This is a genomic window from Streptomyces sp. NRRL S-1022 (assembly GCF_000720135.1).
Taxonomy (GTDB): Bacteria; Actinomycetota; Actinomycetes; order Streptomycetales; family Streptomycetaceae; genus Streptomyces.
Window position 1 is genome coordinate 74,894 of the sequence record NZ_JOIU01000019.1, and the last position, 15,551, is coordinate 90,444.

Annotated in this window: 8 protein-coding genes and 1 pseudogene; 3 read left to right on the forward strand and 6 right to left on the reverse strand. The window is 72.9% G+C overall.

All coding sequences use genetic code 11. The annotated features are described in order from the left end of the window. Window positions 1-8 precede the first annotated feature (8 nt). Window positions 9-1,706 carry an extracellular solute-binding protein gene (locus IG05_RS0126230; RefSeq protein WP_030346366.1) on the reverse strand — a complete coding sequence of 566 codons (1,698 nt, stop codon included), beginning with the start codon at window positions 1,704-1,706 and terminating at the stop codon, window positions 9-11. Between the two features lie 334 nt (window positions 1,707-2,040). Between IG05_RS0126230 and IG05_RS0126235 the strand changes: the two genes are divergently transcribed. Further along, window positions 2,041-4,875: a glycoside hydrolase family 3 C-terminal domain-containing protein gene (locus tag IG05_RS0126235; RefSeq protein ID WP_030346367.1), complete on the forward strand. Its 2,835-nt coding sequence runs from the start codon at window positions 2,041-2,043 to the stop codon at window positions 4,873-4,875. 160 nt (window positions 4,876-5,035) lie between these two features. Here IG05_RS0126235 and IG05_RS0126240 read toward each other — a convergent pair whose 3' ends face one another. From IG05_RS0126240 to IG05_RS0126250, 3 genes are all read right to left on the reverse strand, one after another. Beyond that, window positions 5,036-6,481, reverse strand: coding sequence for an aldehyde dehydrogenase family protein (locus IG05_RS0126240; protein ID WP_030346368.1), 1,446 nt, complete (start codon window positions 6,479-6,481; stop codon window positions 5,036-5,038). Window positions 6,482-6,651: 170 nt separating this feature from the next. Then, window positions 6,652-8,229, reverse strand: coding sequence for a PucR family transcriptional regulator (locus tag IG05_RS0126245; protein WP_030346369.1), 1,578 nt, complete (start codon window positions 8,227-8,229; stop codon window positions 6,652-6,654). Between the two features lie 120 nt (window positions 8,230-8,349). Beyond that, window positions 8,350-10,497, reverse strand: coding sequence for a hypothetical protein (locus IG05_RS0126250; RefSeq protein ID WP_030346370.1), 2,148 nt, complete (start codon window positions 10,495-10,497; stop codon window positions 8,350-8,352). A gap of 291 nt (window positions 10,498-10,788) precedes the next feature. On the opposite strand from IG05_RS0126250, the gene gabT reads away from it, so the two are divergent. Continuing rightward, window positions 10,789-12,123, forward strand: a complete 1,335-nt coding sequence (gabT, locus tag IG05_RS0126255) for a 4-aminobutyrate--2-oxoglutarate transaminase (RefSeq protein WP_030346371.1) — start codon at window positions 10,789-10,791, stop codon at window positions 12,121-12,123. Between the two features lie 385 nt (window positions 12,124-12,508). After that, window positions 12,509-13,171, forward strand: a pseudogene (locus IG05_RS45720) (phosphatase PAP2 family protein); the annotation flags it as partial. Here the strand turns inward: IG05_RS45720 and IG05_RS0126260 are convergent. Beyond that, a complete protein-coding gene (locus IG05_RS0126260) occupies window positions 13,113-14,921 on the reverse strand; it encodes a chitinase (RefSeq protein ID WP_030346373.1) in 1,809 nt (602 codons plus the stop codon). The pseudogene IG05_RS45720 and the gene IG05_RS0126260 sit on opposite strands and share 59 nt — an antisense overlap. Before the next feature lie 83 nt (window positions 14,922-15,004). Next, the gene (locus tag IG05_RS0126265) at window positions 15,005-15,511 is read right to left on the reverse strand and encodes a hypothetical protein (protein WP_051790289.1); all 507 of its coding nucleotides are present in this window, start codon (window positions 15,509-15,511) and stop codon (window positions 15,005-15,007) included. Window positions 15,512-15,551: the final 40 nt, after the last annotated feature.

Here is a 15,551-nt window from a genome sequence, read left to right on the forward strand (position 1 = left end):
GAGCCTGGTCAGCTCGCCGCCGGGCCGTTCTCGTCGAGCAGCTTCTTGTACCAGTCGCGCAGCTTGTCCCCGCCCCTGCTCCTCCAGTCGGAGATGGCCTGCTGCATGTCGCCGATCTTCTTGTGGCCGCGGACGATGTCGTCCTCAAGCTGCTCGAAGTCGTCGCTGAGGTTGGTGTAACGGGAGGGCTCGGTGATCTGCAGGCCCCAGAAGGACGACTTCCTGGTGGCGGAACCGACCCGCTGCTGCCACTCGACCATGCCCTTGGTGTAGTCCGGGAGGTCCGGGTGCGCGATGGTCGCGGCGGGGCTCGCGATCATGACGAAGGCATTGGTGACCTCGTTGTTGCCCTTGTCGTTCTTGACGGGCAGTCCGTTCTTGAGCGTGTAGTGCGTGCCCTCGACGCCGTAGTTGGTCATCATCCACTCCTTGGTGCCGTACGGCGCGGCGGTGACGTTGGCCACCGCCAGCACGTCGCGGACGACGGACTCGGAGGCCTTCTTGTTGACGAAGGCGAAGATGCCGGCCGGGTTCGCGGCCCAGAACACGGGGTCACCGCCGTCGTGGGCCCACAGGTCCATGCCCCAGACCTTGAAGCCGGGGTTCTGGGTGAGCTGGGAGGCCTGTACCCCGTACCAGTTGGAGATGTCGTTGTTCCAGATCAGGAACTCGCCGGAGGTGAACAGCGGGGTCGGGTCGCCGATCTGGCTCTTGCCCAGCTTGAACTGGGGGTGGACGTAGCCGGCGGCCATCAGCTTGCGCGCCCACTCCAGGGCTTCCAGGTACTCCGGGGTCTCGATGCGGTTGATCATCTTGCCGTCGGCCGTGGTCCAGCCGAGCGACTTCTCCCCGCCGCTGATCACGCCGAAGGTGTTGAACGCGGTCCACTTCATGTCACCGCAGGCCCACCGCTTGGCCCGGGGAGAGGTGATCTCCTTGCACAGGGCCGTGAACTCGTCGGCGGACTTCGGGACCTCGTAGCCCTCCTTGTCGAAGATGTCCTGCCGGTAGAGGGGCACGATGTTCTGGACGTAGGGGGCGGGCATCGGCAGGCCCATCAGCCTGCCGCCGAAGATGGACCGCTGCCAGGCGTCGCTGGGGATCGCCGCGAGGTTCGCGTACTCCTTGACCTTGTCCCCCGACAGGTACGGGCCGAGATCGGCGAACTTGCCGATGACGGCGCTGGGGATCCTGCCGGTCATGTTCCAGCCGGGGACCACCACCACGTCCGGGATGTCGCTGGAGGCGAGGACCGCGCCGAGCTTCTGGTCGTAGGTGTTGCCGTCCTGGTTGCGCCACTGGACGTCGACGCCGATCAGGTCGTTCATCGACGTGTAGTACGGGTTGCCCTGCTTCGGCGGCGAGCCCCAGAACGGCGACATGACGGTGACCTTGCCGCCCTTGCCGAGCCTGGTGGGGACCGAGGACTTGAGGGTGCCGACGTCGAGCCTGGCCGTGAAGCCCGTCGCCGAGCCGTTCTTGGCCGGGATGTCCGGCTTCACCACGCCGCTGGCCACGTAGGCGGGCAGGATCTTCCTGGCGTTCTTGCCCGAGGTGGTGCCTTCCCGCGTGCCGTTGTCCGCACCGCCGCAGGCGGAGAGCAGCGGCATCCCGCCCGCGACCGCCGCGGCGGCGACCGCCGTGGAGGCGAGGAAGCTTCTCCGGCTGGTGCCGGAGGAGGCGGAGGAGGCGGCGTTCGGCGTCATTGCGTCAACCCTTCATGGCGCACCAGGACACCCGGCGGTGGGCCGTCGGCTGCGGTGTCTTCAGTGGATCCGGCTGAGCGGAAGCGCGTCTGCGAGGAGACAGTCGAAGCGCTTCGATGTTGCTGCGAGGTTAAGTGAACACCTGGGGGCGCACAAGGGTCGTTCCCAAGATTCCTGGGAGGTCCGGCGGTTCGCCGAACTGTCCACGGCTCCTTGCATCTCGGGCGCAAGTCCGTCGGCTTCGGGGTCGGCACCTTGACACCGGGCTGCGGCCGAATGAGCATCGAAGCGCTTCGAAGATGTCGCGCCGCTCCATTTGCAAGGGGAACCACTCGTGACCGTTGACCCGCCGTCCACCCCGCCTTTCCGGGATCCGCAGCTGCCGTTCGCGAAGCGCATCGACGACCTGGTGGCGCGGCTGACCGTGGCCGAGAAGATCTCCTTCCTGCACCAGTACGCGCCCGCCGTCCAGCGGCTGGGCATCGCCGCCTGGCGGACCGGCCAGGAGGCCCTGCACGGCGTCGCCTGGATGGGACCGGCGACCGTGTTCCCGCAGGCCGTCGGCCTCGGCGCGACCTGGAACCCGGACCTGGTGCGGCGGATCGGGGAGGCGGTGTCCAAGGAGGCCCGGGCGATGCGCACCCGGGACGACCGGGTCGGCCTCAACGTCTGGTCGCCGACGGTCAACCTGCTGCGCCACCCCCTGTGGGGCCGCAACGAGGAGGGCTACGCGGAGGACCCGAAGCTGACCTCGGCCATCGCCACGGCGTACACGCACGGCCTGCGCGGCGACCATCCCCGGTACTGGCGCACCGCACCCGTGCTGAAGCACTGGCTGGCGCACAACAACGAGACCGACCGGGCCACCTCGTCCGCCTCCGTCCGCCCCCGGGTGCTGCACGAGTACGACCTGCGCGCCTTCCGGGACACGGTCGAGGCGGGCGCGGTGGCCGGGGTGATGCCCGCCTACAACCTGGTCAACGGCCGCCCCAACCACCTCTCCCCGTATCTGCGCGAGCATCTGCGCACCTGGACCGACGAGGAGCTGCTGGTCTGCTCGGACGCGGGCGCGCCGTCCAACCTGGTCGACGCCGAGCACTACTACGACACCCATGAGGAGGCCACCGCGGCGGCCCTGCTGGCCGGCGTGGACAGCTTCACCGACCACGGCACGGACTCCTCGACGATCACCGCGCGGGTCGCGGGGGCCCTGGAGCAGGGCCTGCTGACGGAGGCCGACCTCGACGCCGCGGTCCGCCGCCAGCTCTCCGTCCGCTTCCGGCTCGGCGAGTTCGACCCGCACTACGACCCGCACGCCGCCACCGGCGAGTTCGACACCCCCGCCCACCGGGCCCTCGCGCGGGAGGCCGCCGAGCAGGCGGTCGTGCTGCTGAAGAACGACGACGGCCTGCTGCCCCTCGCCCCGGATACCCGGATCGCGGTCGTCGGCCTGCTCGCCGACGAGTGCAAACTCGACTGGTACAGCGGCACCCTGCTGCACCGCTCCACCCCCCTGGAGGGCCTGTACGAGCGGTTCGGCGCGGAGCGCGTGGAGTTCGCGGAGGGCGTGGACCGCGTCCGGCTGCGGGCGGCGGCGGGCGCCTTCCTGTCCGTGCCGGCGGCGGACGCCCCCGGCCGGGCGCGGGGCGCAGAGGGCGCGCTGGACCCCGCGCTGCTGTCCGGCCGTACCGATCTGCCCCCGCTCACCACCGACGCGACCGGCACCGAGTTCGCGCTGGCCGACTGGGGCGAGGGGGTGCTGACCCTGCGCGCCCCCGACGGCCGCTACCTCTCGGTCGCCGAGGACGGCTTCCTGCGCGCCTCCGCCGACCAGCCCGGTGGCTGGGTCGTCCAGGAGACCTTCCGTCTCGAACCGCACCGCGGCGGTCACCTCCTCCGGCATCTGGGCACGGGCCGCCATGTCCGGGTCGCCGCCGACGGGGTGAAGGTTGCCGGGACCGGCGACGTCTTCGAGGTGGTAACGGTCGAGCGGGGCGAGGACGCCGTGGCCCGGGCGGCGGCCGGGGCGGACGTCGTCCTGGTGATGGCGGGCAACGACCCGCACATCAACGGCCGGGAGACCGAGGACCGTACGACCCTGCTGCTGCCGGAGCACCAGCGGCGGCTGCTGCGCGCGGCCCGGGCCGCCAACCCGCGCACCGTCCTGGTGCTGGTGTCGGCCTACCCGTACGCGGTGGACACGGCCCGGCTGCCGGCCGCGCTGTGGACGGCGCACGGCGGCCAGGCGGCGGGCACGGCCCTGGCCCGGGTGCTGGCCGGCGACGTCTCCCCGGCCGGCCGCCTGCCCCAGACCTGGTACGCCGCCGACGCCGACCTGCCCGACCTGCTCGACTACGACGTGATCGGCAGCCGCCAGACCTACCTCTACTTCGAGGGCACCCCGCTCTTCCCCTTCGGCCACGGCCTGTCCTACGCGTCCTTCGGGTACGCCGGACTGGCGGTCCGGGTGGAGGCCGGCTCGGTGCTGGTCAGCTGCACGGTCACCAACACCGGGGAACGGACGGCGGACGAGGTGGTCCAGCTCTACGGCCGGGCGGTGGACCCGTCGGTGCCCCGGCCGCGCCGCGAGCTGCTGGAGCACCGCCGCATCACGCTCGCCCCCGGCGGGACGGCCGCCGTCTCCTTCGAGGTCCCGCTTACCGCGCTGGAGTTCTGGGACGTGCGGCAGGGCGGCCGGCGCCTGGAGCGGGGCCCGTACGAGCTGCTGGTGGGCGCCTCAAGCGAGGACGTGCGCCTGCGGACGACGGTGCACCTGGACGGGGCGGCCCCGGCTCCCCGCGCGGTCGTGGAACGGGGCCTGCCCGGCGCCGGCTTCGACGAGCAGTCCGGCATCGCGATCGTGGACCGGACGCGGACGGCGGGCGACGCGGTGACCCCGGCCCACGACGGCACGGCCGAAGTGGTCTACCGGGCCTGCGACTTCGGCGCGGGCGTGCGCGAGGTGACCGCGCGGGTGGCGGGCGCGGGCACCGTGGAACTCGCCCTGGACGGCGGTCCCGTGGTGGCGTCCCTGGGCCTTCGGACCCCCACGGCCGACGCCTACACGTACACCACCCTGGCCGCCGGCCTGGTCGCCGAGGGCGTCCACGACGTCCATCTCAGACTGCGCGGCCCGCTGCGGCTCGCGCACGTCGGCTTCTCCGGTTGAGGGTCCGCGAAGGCGCGACACCAGGAGGGGCCCGGCACCGGAAGGCAGCGGTGCCGGGCCCCTTCGGCCTCCGTCACCGCGCCGGCCCGGAAACGGCGAACGGCCGCAGCCCCCGCACAGTGGGCTGCGGCCGTTCCGTTGCCGACCTGTCCGTGGCAGGTCAGAGCGCGAGACCGGTGAGGACCAGCACGCGCTCGTAGGTGTAGTCCTCCATCGCGAACCGGACGCCTTCGCGGCCCACGCCGGACTGCTTGGCGCCGCCGTACGGCATCTGGTCGGCGCGGTAGGACGGGACGTCGCCGATCACCACACCGCCGACCTCCAGGGCGCGGTGGGCACGGAAGGCGACCTGCAGGTCGTGGGTGAACACGCCCGCCTGGAGGCCGTACTTGGAGTCGTTGACGGCGGCGAACGCCTCGGCCTCGCCGTTCACCTTCTGCACGGTGAGGACCGGCCCGAAGACCTCCTCGCGGGCGAGGGTGGTGTCCGCCGGTACGTCGGTGAGCACGGTCGGCGCGTAGGAGGCACCGTCCCGGTCACCGCCGGTGAGCAGGGTGGCGCCGGCCTCCACGGCCTCCTTGACCCAGGACTCGACGCGCTGGGCGGCGTCCTCGCTGACCAGCGGGCCGACGTCGGTCTTGTCGTCGGTGGGATCGCCGGTGACCTGGGCCTCGACGGCGGCGACGATGCGGGGCAGCAGGCGGTCGTAGACGGAGGCGTCCGCGATGACGCGCTGCACGGAGATGCAGGACTGGCCGCCCTGGTAGTTGGAGAAGGTCGCGATGCGGGTCGCGGCCCAGTCCAGGTCGGCGTCGGAGGCGAAGTCGCCGAGGACGACCGCGGCGCCGTTGCCGCCCAGCTCCAGCGTGCAGTGCTTGCGCGGCACCGAGTCCATGATCGCGTAGCCGACCTTCTCGGAACCCGTGAACGAGATGACCGGCAGCCGCTCGTCCTGGACGAGGGCGGGCATCTTGTCGTTCGGCACCGGCAGGATGCTCCACGACCCGGCCGGCAGGTCGGTCTCGGCGAGCAGCTCGCCGAGGATCAGGCCGGACAGCGGGGTGGCCGGGGCCGGCTTCAGGATGATCGGGGCGCCGGCCGCGATCGCCGGGGCGACCTTGTGGGCGCACAGGTTCAGCGGGAAGTTGAACGGCGCGATGCCGAGCACGACACCCTTCGGGAAGCGGCGGGTGAGCGCGAGCCGACCCTGGCCGCCGGCGTCCGTGTCCAGCCGCTGGGCCTCGCCGCCGTTGAACCGGCGGGCCTCCTCGGCGGCGAACCGGAACACCGAGACGGCGCGGCCGACCTCGCCGCGGGCCCACTTGACCGGCTTGCCGTTCTCGCCGGAGATCAGCTGGGCGATCTCCTCGGTGCGCTCGGCCAGCCGCTTGCTGACGTGGTCGAGCGCGGCGGCGCGGACGTGCGCCGGGGTGGCGGCGAAGTCCTCGCGGACGGCGTACGCGGCGGCCACGGCCTCCTCGACCTGGGCGTCGGTCGGCACGCTGACCTTGCCGACGAGCCGGCCGTCCCACGGGGAGGTGACGTCGAAGGTGTCCTCGCCGGTGACCTGGCGGCCGGCGAGCCAGAAGGCATGGGTGGAAGTCATGTACGAGTCCCGGCCCTTCCGCGTTGGGGGTGTGCTGCTTGCCTTGCGTGGTCCACGGTAGGACGGGGGCGGCCGGGGGTCGCTTGTCCGAGTCGTAGCAGTACACGGCCGCGGCACTACTGTTTGGACTACTCGGCTCGGACGGCCCGGCGCTGCGCACCGCTCGCGCACTACTCCGTGGAGGTCGCCTTCAGCGCCAGCCACAGCTCCATCCGCACGTCCGGGTCGTCCAGGCTGCGCCCCAGGATCTCCTCCACGCGCCGCATCCGGTAGCGCAGGGTGTGCCGGTGGACCCCCAGGTCGGCCGCGGCGGCGTCCCACTGCCCGTGCCGGGACAGCCACGCGCGCAACGAGGCGACCAGGTCCCCGCGGCCCGTCGCGTCGTGCTCGTGCAGCGCGCGCAGCAGCCCGTCGGCGAACGCCTTCACCGCGTCGTCGGCCAGCAGCGGCAGGACGGACCCGGCGGCCAGCTGCTCGTGCTCCACGAACACCCGGCCCCGCCGCCGCGCCACCGACAGCGCCTGCTCGGCCTGCTTGTACGCCGCTGCCGCCGCGATCGGCCCGGCGGGCGCGGACAGACCGACGACCGGCGCGTCCTCCTCCACCCGGCCCTGCTCGGCCACCGCGCGCTCGGCCTCCCGCGCCGCCGCGTACGCGGCGCACGCGGCCACCGCCGCGCCCTCGTCCGCGGCCAGCACCACCAGCCGCTCCCCCTCCGGCACCACCAGTACGGCCTCTCCGGCGCGCGCCGCGGCGGACTCCACGGCCTCCGCGAGTCCGCTCAGCGGTTCGCCCGCCGTACCCGACCCCGACTCGGCGACGATCATCCGGAACGGGGCGTCCAGCAGCCCGCCGTACAGGTCCCCGGCGACCGCCCGGGCGTGGTCGGGCTCCCCGGCGAGCAGCATGCGCAGCACCGCCGTGCCGACGCGCTGTTCGGCCGCGTGCAGGGAGCGGGAGCGTTCGGTGGTGAGGGTCAGCAGGGCGATGGCGGAGTGGACGGCGTACCGCTCGGCGGTGCCGAGCGCGGCGGCCGTCCCCACGGCGAGCGCGGCGCGCGGGCGCCGGCCGGTGCCGAGGCTGTGCAGCTCCACCCGGTCCTCGTGCTCGGGGCCGCCGACGACGGAGGACGCGGGGGCGGGCCGCTCCCGCAGCCGCTCCACCTCGGTGGTGAGCCGGGCGGCGCGGCGGCCGGCCCACTCCGGGGCCGCGGCGACGACGGCACCCGAGGCGTCGTACAGCGCGGCCCAGCCGTCGACCTGGGCGGCGAGCACGGTGAGCACGCCCTCGGGGCCGGCGGTCAGCGCCTGCCTGGTCAGCTCGCGCTGGGCGGCGAAGCCCGCCGTGACCGCCCGGTACTGGTCGGCGGCGATCGCCGCGGAGACGGCCTTGCTGATGGCGAGGAAGGGGGTGCGGCGGGGGACCTCCAGCAGCGGCAGCCCCTCCTGCGCGCAGGCGTCGACCAGGGCCTCGGGGATCTCCTCGTAGTTCACCCCGACGGCGAAGCCGAGCCCGACCACCCCCGCGCCGACGAGCCGCCGCACGTACCGCCGCATGGCCTCCGGATCCTCCGCGTCCAGCTTGAGCGCGGTGATCAGGAGCAGCTCGCCGCCCTCCATGTAGGGCACGGGGTCGGCCAGCTCGCTGACGTGCGCCCAGCGGACGGGCACGTCCAGGCGGTCCTCGCCCGCGCGCACGGTCAGCTTGAGCGCGGAGTGGTGGACGAGCGAGGTGAGAGTCGGAGGCATGGGGCCTTCACGGTGAGGGAGATCCGTCGATCCCGGTGATCTCTGGCGGTGATCTTTTGGCCGTCGTGTATGAACGGCCCACCCCGATTCTGCCTCACCGTACGAGCCCGCGCCCGCCTCTCACCCCCGCAGGTCCACCAGCAACGGCGGCGCGTGCTCGCCCTGCACGGTGGTCAACGACAACACGGCGTGCCCCGGCGGCACCCCGTGAGCCAACTCGGAAGCCGACCACCGCTCCCGCTCGACCTGCCGCACGGTGACGGCGCGCGCGGTGGGCGCCTGGCCGGTGATGACCCGGCGCAGCATGTGCACGGCCTTGCCGGCCGGGGTCTCGGCGATGATCTGCCGGTCGGTGACGTCCCGGGTCTCGGTCCACTCCTTGCCCCACACCTCGGCGAAGTCCTGTCCGTCCCAGGGGGTGAGCCCGGACAGCGCCATCCGGCAGCCGGTGGCACCGAGCAGCGGGCCGCGCAGCGGCCGGGGTACGTCGTCCAGTGTGCGCAGCGTGAGCACCGAGCCGGCGTTGGCGCTGCGCAGCCGCTGGATACCGCGCACGGCCTCCGGCGTGACGACCCCGGTGGCGTCGTCGAGCAGCAGGCAGGCGAAGAGCGACCGGTCCTCCCGCACCGTCACGGAGGCCGTGAACTGGGCGAGGACCAGCCGGGCCAGGATCCGGGAGGCGTCGGCGTGGCCGCGCTGGGGCAGGTCGATACGGACCCGCACCGGGTGGTCGAGGGCCCGCAGCGAGAACGGCCGGCTCTGCCCGGAGGTGTCGAAGAAGGCGGCGAAGGCGGGCCGGTCGAGCAGGGCGATCCGGTCGGCGAGGACCGTGCCGACATCGCCCGGGTGGGCCATCTGCCGCTCCCGGGCGTCGAGTTCCCTGAGCAGCGAGGCCTGCCCGGCGTCGGTCAGGCCCTTGCGCAGAGCGGCCAGCGGGCCGGGGGCGCCGTCGAGCAGCTGCCGCAGCTCCGGTACGGAGGGGAAACGGTCGTGGACGGCTCGGAAGGGGCCGAGCAACTGAGCCAGGACGGTGGTGGAGCGGCGGCTGTCGCTGCCGGGGTGCGGGTCGGCGAGGTCGCCGACGAGGGCCTCGGCGAGTATGGCGGCGGCCTCGTCGGGGTCGGTGGTGCCGCCGTACAGGTCGAGGTCGTACACGGAGTCGGGGTGGCCGACGCGGACGACGACGTCGTAGGCCTCCCCCGGGCCGAGGCCGGTGCCCGCCGCGCCGACCACCACGACCGCCGCGCGGCCGGCCAGGGCGTGCAGGCACAGGGACTCGGCGAGCGGTCGGACCAGCGCGCCGGTCTTCCCCGAGCCGGCCGGGCCGACGGCGAGCAGCGAGGTGCCGAGCAGCTCGGGGCCGAGGGCGAGGCCGGCACCGCGGTAGTGGTAGGGGTTGCGGGGGTCGTCGGCGGTGGTGCCGAGCCGGACCTGGCCGGTGAGCAGGTCGTGCCGGGCGTGCCGGGCGGGCAGGTCGCGGTCGCCGGAGGGGTGCGGGCAGGCGGCGGCGCCGTTCTGCAGTACGGCGCCGGTGAAGCCGGCCAGGGTGTGCCGGCCGGACCGTACGCTCTGCCAGGCCCGGCTGATCCGCGCGTGGTCCACGTCCCGCATCAGCCCGGCCTTCGCCTCGGCAGCCAGTCGCTCAGCAGCCTCATACGCCCCGGCCTGCCGCAGCTGCGGCCATTCGACGGGGTCCTGGTCGGGGGCGGGCTGGGGGGCTTCCGCGGGCACGGAGGGGCGCCAGGCGCTCGGCCCGTAGCGGCGCCAGACCTCCCCCCAGCGGCCGAGGCGGCCGACGACCAGAAGGATGGCGAGGGCGATGACGGAGTAGTACGAGTACCAGAGGATCGCGTTGCCGATGCGATCGTTGCCCTGACGCCAGGAGTCGGGCGTGAACAGCTCCAGGGGCAGCACCCACCAGGTGCCGAGGTAGCCGTTCCACAGCAGGGACCACACCAGCCAGCCCACGAGGAAGGCGATCAGCGCACCGCTGATCAGCTGCCGCGTCGGGATCTGCTCGGGCTCCTGTGCGGGCCGGGGGCGGTGCCCGAGGCGCCACACACCCAGCGCGGCCTCCGGGCGGGGGGTCCGCAGCCAGGTGAGGAAGGGAGAGCCATCCGGTTTTGGCGGCGCGCCGGGCGGCGCCGAGGGCGCCGGCGGTGCGCCCGCCGGCATGGGCGGTACCGCCGCCCCCGCGGGTGGCGGTGTCGGGCGTGGTACAGGGTTCGTGTGCGTGCCGCGTGGGATCCGCGTGCTGTCGCTGTCCATCGACCTTGCCCCCTGACCAGCGCGTCCGTCCGCCGTTCCGTCCGTCATCAGCGAGCCAATCTAACGCCCCCGCAAGGGGAGTTCACCGCTTACGTGGCCGTAAGGGGCCGGGCCCGCCCGGGTGGGCTATGTCCACGGCGGACAACGGGAGCCGCGGACAACGCCCACATGGAGCATGCCCACCCCCCGGAACCGGTCTTAGCCTGCGAGAAAAGAAGGTATGCGTCCGAAAACGCACCGCCCGGAACCGCCCGGGACCGCCCGGTACGCAAGATCATCAGGGAGCCCCCCATGACCGCACTTCCGCAGGAGCGCCGCGTCGTCACCGCCATCCCCGGCCCGAAGTCGCAGGAGCTTCAGGCCCGCCGTACCGCCGTGGTCGCGCAGGGCGTGGGCTCCGTGCTGCCCGTGTTCACCGCGCGCGCGGGCGGCGGCATCATCGAGGACGTCGACGGCAACCGGCTCATCGACTTCGGCTCCGGTATCGCGGTGACGAGCGTCGGCGCCTCCGCCGAGGCCGTCGTGCGCCGGGCCTCCGCCCAGCTCGCCGACTTCACCCACACCTGTTTCATGGTCACCCCGTACGAGGGCTACGTGGAGGTCGCGGAGGCGCTGGCCGAGCTGACCCCGGGTGACCACGCCAAGAAGTCCGCGCTGTTCAACTCCGGCGCCGAGGCCGTCGAGAACGCCGTCAAGATCGCGCGTGCGTACACCAAGCGGCAGGCCGTGGTCGTGTTCGACCACGGTTACCACGGCCGGACCAACCTCACCATGGCGCTGACGGCGAAGAACATGCCGTACAAGCACGGCTTCGGGCCGTTCGCGCCCGAGGTGTACCGCGTGCCCGTCGCGTACGCGTACCGCTGGCCGACCGGCCCGGAGAACGCCGGCCCGGAGGCCGCCGCGCAGGCCATCGACCAGATCACCAAGCAGGTCGGCCCGGACAACGTCGCCGCGATCATCATCGAGCCGGTCCTCGGCGAGGGCGGCTTCATCGAGCCGGCCAAGGGCTTCCTGCCGGAGATCGTGAAGTTCGCCAACGACAACGGCATCGTCTTCGTCGCCGACGAGATCCAGTCCGGCTTCTGCCGGACCGGGCAGTGGTTCGCCTGTGAGGACGAGGGCATCGTCCCGGACCTGATCACCACCGCCAAGGGCATCGCCGGCGGTCTGCCGCTCGCCGCCGTGACCGGCCGCGCCGAGATCATGGACGCCGCGCACGCGGGCGGCCTCGGTGGTACGTACGGCGGCAACCCGGTCGCCTGCGCCGGTGCGCTCGGCGCCATCGAGACGATGAAGGAGCTGGACCTCAACGGCAAGGCCAAGCGCATCGAGGAGATCATGAAGGGTCGCCTCACCGCCATGGCCGAGAAGTTCGACGTCATCGGTGACGTGCGCGGACGCGGTGCCATGATCGCGATCGAGCTGGTCAAGGACCGCGCCACCAAGGAGCCGAACCCGGAGGCCACCGCCGCGCTCGCCAAGGCCTGCCACGCCGAGGGTCTGCTGGTCCTCACCTGCGGCACCTACGGCAACGTGCTCCGCTTCCTGCCCCCGCTGGTCATCGGCGAGGACCTCCTGAACGAGGGCCTCGACATCATCGAGCAGGCCTTCGCGCGCATCTGAGCGGCGGGCCCCCGCGGCTGAGGGGCGCCTGCGGCAGGCCGTGTGAAGAAGGTGTGCGGGGTGGATGACGGGAGCCGATTCCGCCTGCCGAACCGCCCCGGCCTGCCGTAGGTTCTCTCCAGATGAGAGATACACCCGCTCACAGGGGACTGTGGGCGGACGCCGGGCCGGGGCCTCCCCAGCTTCGACCTGGTCGTGCCCTCGCGCACACAACCGGCGCCTGACGGCTCCGGGATCTCCTCACCGATCGGACGGTCGCCGCCCCAAACCCCCCGGGGCGAGCGACGTTCCGGTCCGGACGGCCGCCTCGGAACCACCCCCCCCTGTTCCGGGGCGGCCGACCTCCTTCCCCGTATTCACGGGTACGTCTGCCAAGCTGGGCGCCGTGTCGACCGTAGTCCGCCGCGCCCCGCTCCTCGCCCTCCCGGCCGTCCTCCTCGCGCTGATCACCTGGCAGGTCGTGGCGCACGGCCCGCTGCTGCGCCTGGACGCCCGCCTGAGCCGGGCGCTGGTCCGTCCGGACCGGTTCGCCGAGCTGCTGTCCGACCTGGGGAACGTCCAGGTCGCCGTCCCGGTCCTGGCGCTGGTCCTCGTCCACCTCCTGTGGCGGGGCCGGGCCGCCGGGGCCGGGCGGTGGTGGCTGCCGCCGCTCGCCGCGGCCCTGCTGATGGCGCTGGTCCCGGCGATCGTCGTACCGCTGAAGGACTGGACCGCGCGCCCGGGGACACCGGTGATGCCCCCGGGCGTCGGCTACTTCCCGTCCGGTCACACGGCCACGGCGGCGGTCGCCTACGGCTCGGCGGCCCTGCTCCTGCTGCCCTGGCTCCGCTCCCCCGCGGCCCGCCGCTCGCTGGTGGCCGGCTGTGCGGTGCTGGTCCTCGGGGTGTCCTACGGACTGGTCCGGCACGGCTACCACTGGCCGCTGGACGTCGTGGCCAGCTGGTGCCTGTGCACCGTGCTGCTGGCCGCCCTGTCCCTGGTGCCGGGTGTCAGCCGAAGTAGCCGTCGAAGGTCTTCTGGAACTCCCAGTTCGCGAAACGGTCCCAGTTCACCGACCACGTCATCAGACCCCGCAGCGCAGGCCAGGTCTCGTGGGTGGCGTACGAGCCGCAGTTCGTCCTCTTCGTCAGGCAGTCCAGGGTCCGGGTGACCTCGGCCGGCGAGACGTAGCCGTTGCCCGCGTTCGTCGACGCCGGCATGCCGATCGCGACCTGGTCGGGGCGCAGCGGCGGGAAGGCGTTGTCCGGGTCGCCGGCCACCGGGAAGCCGGTGAGCAGCATGTCGGTCATGGCGATGTGGAACTCGGCGCCGCCCATGGAGTGGTACTGGTTGTCCAGGCCCATGATCGGACCCGAGTTGTAGTCCTGGACGTGCAGGAGGGTCAGATCGTCGCGCAGGGCGTGGATCACCGGGAGGTACGCGCCGCAGCGGGGGTCCTGGCCGCCCCACTTGCCGGTGCCGTAGTACTGGTAGCCGTTCTGCACGAAGAAGGTCTCCGGGGCCATGCTCAGCACGAACTTCGCGCCGTACTTGGCCTTCAGGGTCTTCAGGGCCGAGATCAGGTTCACGATCACGGGCGTGGTGGGGTTCCTGAAGTCCGTGTCGTTCGCGTTCAGGGACAGGGAGTGGCCCTCGAAGTCGATGTCGAGGCCGTCCAGGCCCCAGGTGTCGATGATCTTCGAGACGGAGGAGACGAAGGCGTCCCGGGCTGCCGTCGTCGTCAGCTGGACCTGGCCGTTCTGGCCGCCGATCGAGATCAGCACCTTCTTGCCGGCGGCCTGCTTGGCCTTGATCGCGGCCTTGAAGTCGGCGTCGCTCTCCACACCGGGGCACTCGGTGACCGGGCAGCGGTCGAAGCGGATGTCCCCGGAGGTGACCGAGGTCGGCTCGCCGAAGGCCAGGTCGATGACGTCCCAGCTGTCGGGGACGTCGGCGAGGCGGGTGTAGCCGGCGCCGTTGGCGAAGCCGGCGTGCAGGTAGCCGACGAGGGCGTGGGCGGGCAGGTCGGACGGGCCGCCGCCGGTACCGGTGCCGGTGGTGGCGGTGATGGCCGCGGACTTCGCGGACTCGCCGGCGGTGTTGACCGCGGCCACCTGGAAGCTGTACGCCGTCGAGGCCGCGAGGCCGGACACGGTCGCCGAGGTGCCGGTCACCGTCTGGACCCGGGTCCCGTCGCGGTAGACGGCGTAGCTCGTCGCGCCGGTCACCGCCGACCAGGACAGGCCGACGGAGGACGAGGTCACGGACGTGGTCTTGAGGCCGGCCGGAGCGGCGGGCGGCTGTCCGGTGCCGCTGCCGCCGGGGCCGACCAGGCTGATGTCGTCGGCCTGGTAGGCGCCGGTGCCGTACCAGCCGTGGGTGTAGACGGTGACCTTGGTGGTGGAGGGGCCGGTGCGGAAGGTGGTGCTCAGTTTCTGCCAGTCGGGGGCGGACTGGGTCCAGGCGGAGACGTCGGTGGTGCCGGTGCCGGACGCGCCGAGGTAGACGTAGGAGCCGCGGACGTAGCCGGACAGGGTGTACTGCGCGTCGGGCTGGACGGCCACCGTCTGGGAGCACTGGGCGTTGTCGCCGCCCGCCGGGGTGGCCTGCAGCGCGGAACGTCCGCTGTGCACCGGGGAGTCGACGGTCGTGCCGGCCGTGCAGGTCCATCCGGTCAGGCCGGACTCGAAGCCGCCGTTGACCGCGACGTCCGCGTCGGCCGCACGGGCGGCCGACGAGAGCGCGGTGACACCGGGCACGGCCAGCAGCGCGGCCGTGAGCACGGCTAGGACGGATCTGGGACGTCGGGCGCGGTCCACGAGGGCCTCCGGGGTCGGGGAGTGGCGGGACGGAGCGCACACAACTTGGTCCAGACCAATCCTCTTGTCAAGACGTCCGGGCGCTACCCGTCCCCCTCCCCTCGCCCGCCCGGCCCTGCGTCCCCTCGCCCGCCCGGCCCTGCGTCCCCCCGCCCGACCGGCCCCGCGGCCGCCTCGTGCATCGCCAGTTCCAGCAGCGCCGGGTCGGTCAGCGTGCCGGAGCCGTCCGGCGGCACCAGCCAGCGCACACCGCGGGCCGCCCGGCCCGGGTACGGTACGACGATCCAGGTGCCGGCCCCCGCGGTACGGATGCCGGTTCCGAGCCAGCGGGCCGCGGTGCCCGGGGGCACGAAGAACCCGACCCGGTTGTCGCCGAAGTCGGCGAGCACCGGGCCGGGTCGGTCCAGGACGCGGGTGAGCACGTCCAGGGTCGGGTAGCCGAGGTCCCCCGGCAGGATCAGGACGTCCCACGCCTTGCCGGCGGGCAGCAGGGCGACCCCGAGAGGGCTGCGTTCCCACTCCCGGCGGCAGGCCTCGGGGTCCGGTGCGGCGGATGCCAGCCATTCGACCGCGGTCTTCGCCCCAGTCATCCAGAAGCCTCCCTCTCGTTCGCGGACGCGGTTAGCGTCA

What these genes read in the sequence shown, in the direction of transcription:
- gabT (WP_030346371.1), top strand. Translation starts at nt 10,789, where the DNA reads ATGACCGCACTTCCGCAGGAGCGCCGCGTCGTCACCGCCATCCCCGGC.
- IG05_RS0126245 (WP_030346369.1), bottom strand. Translation starts at nt 8,229, where the DNA reads ATGCCTCCGACTCTCACCTCGCTCGTCCACCACTCCGCGCTCAAGCTG.
- IG05_RS0126230 (WP_030346366.1), bottom strand. Translation starts at nt 1,706, where the DNA reads ATGACGCCGAACGCCGCCTCCTCCGCCTCCTCCGGCACCAGCCGGAGA.
- IG05_RS0126265 (WP_051790289.1), bottom strand. Translation starts at nt 15,511, where the DNA reads ATGACTGGGGCGAAGACCGCGGTCGAATGGCTGGCATCCGCCGCACCG.
- IG05_RS0126240 (WP_030346368.1), bottom strand. Translation starts at nt 6,481, where the DNA reads ATGACTTCCACCCATGCCTTCTGGCTCGCCGGCCGCCAGGTCACCGGC.
- IG05_RS0126250 (WP_030346370.1), bottom strand. Translation starts at nt 10,497, where the DNA reads ATGGACAGCGACAGCACGCGGATCCCACGCGGCACGCACACGAACCCT.